General features: G+C 28.0%; 5 protein-coding genes. 4 read left to right on the top strand and 1 reads right to left on the bottom strand.

Features of this window, described 5'->3' with window-relative positions:
* Positions 1–170 precede the first annotated feature (170 nt).
* Entirely contained in the window at positions 171–743 is a 573-nt protein-coding gene (locus I4V51_RS20295; protein WP_195990259.1) for a GHKL domain-containing protein, read from the top strand.
* Between the two features lie 45 nt (positions 744–788).
* Here I4V51_RS20295 and I4V51_RS20300 read toward each other — a convergent pair whose 3' ends face one another.
* On the bottom strand, positions 789–944 hold the full coding sequence (locus I4V51_RS20300; protein WP_195990260.1) for a hypothetical protein: 156 nt from the start codon (positions 942–944) through the stop codon (positions 789–791).
* Positions 945–1,154: 210 nt separating this feature from the next.
* Between I4V51_RS20300 and I4V51_RS20305 the strand changes: the two genes are divergently transcribed.
* The 3 genes from I4V51_RS20305 (at position 1,155) to helD (ending at position 5,368) form a co-directional block, all read left to right on the top strand.
* Positions 1,155–1,424, top strand: a complete 270-nt coding sequence (locus tag I4V51_RS20305) for an ACT domain-containing protein (protein WP_195990261.1) — start codon at positions 1,155–1,157, stop codon at positions 1,422–1,424.
* A 28-nt stretch (positions 1,425–1,452) separates the two neighbouring features.
* Positions 1,453–2,808, top strand: a complete 1,356-nt coding sequence (locus I4V51_RS20310; protein WP_195990262.1) for a PFL family protein — start codon at positions 1,453–1,455, stop codon at positions 2,806–2,808.
* Positions 2,809–3,076: 268 nt separating this feature from the next.
* The gene (gene helD / locus I4V51_RS20315) at positions 3,077–5,368 is read left to right on the top strand and encodes an RNA polymerase recycling motor HelD (RefSeq protein ID WP_195990263.1); all 2,292 of its coding nucleotides are present in this window, start codon (positions 3,077–3,079) and stop codon (positions 5,366–5,368) included.
* Positions 5,369–5,409 lie beyond the last annotated feature (41 nt).

Below are 5,409 nucleotides of genomic sequence, written 5' to 3' on the forward strand. Positions count from 1 at the left end.
GCAAGAGGTGATTTAGTACCAGAGTGTGGAATTGAAATTTCGGTAGAAGAAGAACACTTATAGTTATAAATATATTTTATTTTATAGAACTTTATAAAAAGGATAGAAATAGTAAAAAATCGGAATTGAAAGAAAGCATTAATCCGTTAATACAGGATCTTATTGATGAAATGAAAGCAAGTGAACATGAGTATAAAAATCATTTGAACATATTATATTGCATGATACAAGTGTGTAAAGAGGACGAGCTACGTGATAGAGCTAAAAAATATATAGGAAATGTCTTCGAAAATAAAAATTTATTACATAATTTATCAAATGTTGAGAATACCATTCTTAAAGCTGTTTTATTAAGTAAAATAACCCAAGCGGAAAAAAATAATATAAAGTGTTATTATGAAATAAATAGTCAATTAGAAGGTATACCATTAGATGATAGTGAACTTACAGTAGTATTAAGCAATTTATTAAATAATGCAATTGAAGCAGCTAGTAAAAGTGAGAAAAAGTATATTAATATTTTTACTGAGTTTAAGGAAGATAAGTATATAATAAAAGTTTCAAATAGCATTATTAATCTTACACAAGAGATGATGCCTAACATTTCTAATGTGAGATTTTCAACAAAGGGAAAAGGAAGAGGATACGGATTATATAATATAAAAAATATAATTAATAAATATAAAGGTGATGTTATAATGTCTTTAGATGCAGATGTTTTTAACATAACTATTGAGATATAAAGTAGTATGAAACAGAGAAGAGTATTTTCATACTACTTTTTTTATTTACTTATTATTTTTATTATTTAAATTCTTATCTACCTTTTCTAAGTAATTATGTTCATTTACAATACCATTTTCAAAAGATTCAATAGCATTTTTGGTGAAGTTGCCAACTTTAGCTAAGTCAGCTGGAGTATTTACATTAATATTATTACCCATAAAGATCATCTTCCTTTCAATGTTTGAAGGTATGTTATTAGTGGATTTATTAAGTTGCTAAACAAAAAATCCATCTAATTATATTTTGTCATATAATAAAAAAACTATTATAAATATAAAAGGATTAAATTGACAATTGAGGGGGTTAATAGTAGAATTAATATAATTTCTGAGCATAAGTTCAGTTAATAAAAAAGGGGGAATTAAGGAATGAAAGCAATTTTAACGGTAATAGGTAAAGATAAAGTGGGGATAATAGCAGGAGTAAGTAGTGAATTGCAGAAGTTAAATATTAACATTTTAGATGTTAATCAAACAATAATGGATGAATTCTTTACTATGATAATGATGTTAGACTTAAAATTAAGCACTAATAATTTTGAAGAAATTAAAAAGACTTTGGAGCTAAAAGGAAAAGAATTAGGTGTTGAAGTTAAAATTCAAAGAGAAGAAATATTTAACTCAATGTATACTGTATAAAATATTAGGTCTTTAATGGAGGAAAATTATGAATGCAAATAATATATTAGAAACTATAAAAATGATAGAAGAAGAAAAGTTAGATATTAGAACTATAACTATGGGAATTTCTCTTTTAGATTGCATAGATAGTGATGGAGATAAGGCAAGAGAAAAAATATATAATAAAATTACTACTTATGCTAAGGATTTAGTTAAAGTAGGAGATGAAATAGCAAATGAATTTGGGGTACCTATAGTAAATAAAAGAGTGTCAGTTACACCTATTTCAATAATTGCTGGAGCAACAGATGAAACTAATTATGTGAAATTTGCAGAGACATTAGATAAAGCTGCACATGAGTTAGGTATAGATTTTATAGGTGGTTTTTCAGCATTAGTACATAAAGGATATACTAAAGGAGATAAAATTCTTATTAATTCAATACCAGAAGCTTTAGCAAAAACTAGTAAGGTTTGTTCTTCGATAAATGTTGGTTCAACTAGATGTGGTATTAATATGGATGCTGTTAAAGAAATGGGACAAGTAATTAAAAGAACAGCAGAATTAACAGCAGATAAAAAAGGATTTGGATGTGCAAAGCTTGTAGTATTTGCTAATGCAGTTGAGGATAATCCATTTATGGCTGGAGCTTTTCATGGGGTTGGAGAAGCAGATAGAGTTATAAATGTAGGAGTCAGTGGACCTGGAGTAGTACAAAGAGCTATAGAGAAGGTTAAAGGAGAAAGCTTTGATGTAGTTGCTGAAACTATTAAAAAAACTGTATTTAAAATTACAAGAATAGGACAATTAGTAGCACATGAAGCTGCTAAAAGATTAGATACACCTTTTGGAATAGTAGATTTATCATTAGCACCTACACCTGCAGTTGGAGATTCAGTTGCACATATTTTAGAAGCTATGGGGCTTGAAGTTGTAGGAACTCATGGAACAACTGCAGCTTTAGCTCTTTTAAATGATGCAGTAAAAAAAGGTGGAGTAATGGCTTGTAGTCATGTTGGAGGATTAAGTGGAGCTTTTATTCCAGTATCTGAAGATGCTGGAATGATAGATGCTGTATTAAATGGTTCTTTAAATTTAGAAAAGCTTGAAGCAATGACGGCTATTTGTTCTGTTGGGTTAGATATGATTGCAGTACCAGGAGATACACCTGCAGAAACATTATCAGCTATGATTGCTGATGAAAGTGCAATTGGAGTTATAAACAATAAGACTACAGCAGTAAGAATAATTCCAGCTCCGGGATGTAAAGTAGGAGATTTAGTTGAGTTTGGAGGGCTTTTAGGTACTGCACCTGTAATGCCGATAAATAAGTATTCTTCATTTGATTTTATTCAACGTGGAGGTAGAATACCAGCACCAATCCATTCATTTAAAAATTAAATATAATAATATAATAATAGAGATAAGTAAAATATTATTTATGAAATAATAAATAATGTTTGACAAGTCTCTATTTTATTATGTAAAATTAAAGATTTGTATTGTTAAATAGAAAAAATATATAATAAAATTAGGAAAAATAAAATAAAAATGTGCAATTTAGGCAATACTATAAATAATTATAACTGTACAAATTGCTAACAGTAGATTATTATTAAATGTTGCATAAAATAATACAAAAAAATAGATTGGTCGTGAGGAAAAACTAATGAGTGGAAATTTAGCTTTAGAAAAAGAAATTCTTGAACAAAAGCGTAAAGATATATTAAATGAAGTCGAAGATAAAAAAAGATACCAAGAAGAAATAGCTAAAAAGTTAAAGGTATTAACTAAGGAAGCTAAGGGAAGTTATAACCAGGAAAAAGAAAGTACTGAAAAGATATATAACTTATTAAAGAAAGAAATAGAAAATTATGAAGAAGCATTGAAAAATCCTTATTTCGGAAGGGTTGATTTTAATGAAAAGCTTGGAATTGAAGAAAAGATTTATATAGGTAAAAAAGGAATAACATCTACAGTAGACGGTGAAGAAATAGTTGTAGATTGGAGAGCACCGGTGGCTGATCTCTATTATAGTGGGACTGGAGGAGAAGCGTATTATAGGGCTCCAATGGGGGTAGTTGAAGGTGAGTTAAACCTAAAAAGAAAATTCTTGTTTAGTGATAGGGACTTGGATAAAGTTTTTGATGAAAGTACTAATGAAATTATTATTAATGGTGAAGAGGGCTCAGAGCTTGTTGATGAGTTTTTAAAAATAAACCTAGAAGAAAGTAGAGGTAAAAAACTTAAGGAAGTGGTTGCCACTATTCAAAAAGAACAAAATGATATTATAAGATGGCCTAAAAACCTTCCAATAATAGTTCAGGGGTCAGCTGGTTCAGGAAAGACTACAATTGCATTGCATAGATTAGCATATCTTTTATATAGATATAGAGAATCTATGGATGGAAAAGATATATTAGTATTAGCTCCTAATAAGTTATTTCTAGATTACATTTCTGATATTTTACCTACATTAGGATCAAATGATGTAAAGCAAACAACATTTCAGGAACTTGTTATGAAAACTCTTAAATTGAGAGGGAAAATAAAAACTAAGGATGATAAGTTAAAAGAACTTATCGAAATAGAAGATCATAGAGAAAAGCAAGCAATTGTAAATGCCTCAAGAGTAAAGGGAAATTTAATATTTAAGACTATAATTGATAGATATATAGCTTTATTAGAAAGTAGCTCATTAGAAATAGATGATATATTAATAGAAGGTTATGTTTTATTTTCTAAAAGAGAAATCATGAGATTATATTTGAAAGATTTACAAAGTTATCCTATAAATAAAAGAAAAGATGAGATAAAAAGATATTTATCATTAAAACTTAAGGAAAGAATAGAAAGTCTTATTATTCAAATTGATAGAGAGTGGGATATAAAAATTAGAGAGGTAAAAAAAGAGCTAGAAGATGGTGAAGTAAGAAGACATAAATTAAGGGAAATATATAATGAAAGAGATAATCTTAAAGAATATATTAAGCATGATGCAAAAAAAGTTATGAATGAGTACTTTAAAAGCTGGAGAGGGATAACTTGCAGTGATATTTATATTAACTTATTTAAAGATGATCAAGTTTTTGAAATTTCAACTGGGAATAGAATTCCTAAAGCATTAGCTGAATATATAAGAGGTGAAGCAATAGAAAATCATGAAAAAGGTATAATAGATGAAGATGATTTACCAGTACTTTTCTATATACATATGTTGTTAGAGGGAATAGATGAAAAATCAAAATACAAGCATATAGTAGTAGATGAGGCCCAAGATTATAGTCCATTCCAAATATATTTAATAAACAGCTTATCTATGGGGAATTCTCTAACCTTAGTTGGAGATTTAGCCCAAGGAATTTATCATTATAAGGGAATTAGAACTTGGAATGATATTACTGAAGGTGTATTTGATGGAAAAGCGACATTTATAACATTAAGCCAAAGTTATCGTTCAACAGTCGAAATAATTGAATTTGCAAATTCAGCTCTACATGCTCAAGGATTAGGATTAAAAAGTGCAAAACCAGTATTAAGACATGGAGATAAGCCAGAAGTAATTAAGTCAGTTTCAAGAAGAGAATCTGTAAGGTTAATTGAGGAAATTGTAAAAAGACTTAATTCAAAAGGTAAGCATAGTATTGCAGTAATAACAAAAACTTATAATGAAGGTAAGCTTTTAGAAAAGGAATTGAAAAAACATACTGATTTAGAATTTACTTTAATTAAAGGAAATGAAAAAGAAAGTCCTAAAACAGATATAGTAGTAATACCAGCATATTTAACAAAAGGATTAGAGTTTGATGGAACTATAATATATAATCCAACAGAAAAAAATTATCCGGATAATATATTAAATCAAAGGCTTCTTTATGTAGCACTTACAAGAGCTCTTCATAGTGAGTTTATAATTACAGAAGAAAAGCTTTCTAAAAATATTAATTTTGATATATTATAAATATAATAGATAAATAAAGTAAGTTAGTGAAGTATATAAAT

Origin of the sequence: Clostridium sp. D53t1_180928_C8 (genome assembly GCF_015667795.1) — a bacterium.
Lineage (GTDB): Bacteria > Bacillota > Clostridia > Clostridiales > Clostridiaceae > Clostridium.

Bases quoted from the DNA above. Each gene is read 5' to 3' on its own strand.
- I4V51_RS20295 (WP_195990259.1), top strand. From the start codon at position 171: ATGAAAGCAAGTGAACATGAGTATAAAAATCATTTGAACATATTATAT.
- I4V51_RS20300 (WP_195990260.1), bottom strand. From the start codon at position 944: ATGGGTAATAATATTAATGTAAATACTCCAGCTGACTTAGCTAAAGTT.
- I4V51_RS20305 (WP_195990261.1), top strand. From the start codon at position 1,155: ATGAAAGCAATTTTAACGGTAATAGGTAAAGATAAAGTGGGGATAATA.
- I4V51_RS20310 (WP_195990262.1), top strand. From the start codon at position 1,453: ATGAATGCAAATAATATATTAGAAACTATAAAAATGATAGAAGAAGAA.
- helD (WP_195990263.1), top strand. From the start codon at position 3,077: ATGAGTGGAAATTTAGCTTTAGAAAAAGAAATTCTTGAACAAAAGCGT.